The 504-nt window shown below is 56.5% G+C and carries 1 protein-coding gene; it reads right to left on the bottom strand.

What is annotated here, in order from left to right; genetic code table 11:
* Positions 1–140 precede the first annotated feature (140 nt).
* On the bottom strand, positions 141–504 hold a 364-nt coding region (locus J5M71_RS27340), incomplete at its 5' end, for an ATP-binding cassette domain-containing protein (RefSeq protein WP_207838668.1).

The raw sequence follows: 504 nt of genomic DNA, 5'->3' as shown, positions 1-504 counted from the left end.
TCTATATGTCGCGCTTTGGCAGCTTGGGGAATTTGTTTTCCACAATTTCGGGAATTAACCAATTTACCTGTGGTGGATTCCAAAAAATAAAAAAGCCCCGGGACTCTCGTCGCCGGGGCTGTGTACACCCGCGAGACGAATCAGTGCACGCCCAGATAGGCGTTACGCACCTCCTCATTCACCAACAGTTCTTTACCGGTGCCGGTCAGGCGAATCTCGCCGTTGACCATCACATACGCCCGGTCCGACAGCTTCAACGCATGGTTAGCGTTCTGCTCGACGAGGAAAATCGTCATCCCGGTTTTCGCCAGCTCGCGCAGCGTGGCGAAAATCTGCTTCACCACGATCGGTGCCAGGCCCAGGCTCGGTTCATCGAGCAGCAACAGCTTCGGCCGGCTCATCAGCGCACGGGCGATGGCGAGCATCTGCTGTTCACCGCCAGACATGGTCATCGCCCGCTGATTGCGTCGCTCTTCAAGCCGTGGAAACAGTTCGAACATGCGC

Source organism: Pseudomonas sp. 43(2021) (assembly GCF_017490805.1).
GTDB lineage: Bacteria > Pseudomonadota > Gammaproteobacteria > Pseudomonadales > Pseudomonadaceae > Aquipseudomonas.
The sequence above is the reverse complement of the archived record's forward strand: the minus strand, read 5'-3'. Positions and strand labels throughout refer to the sequence as shown.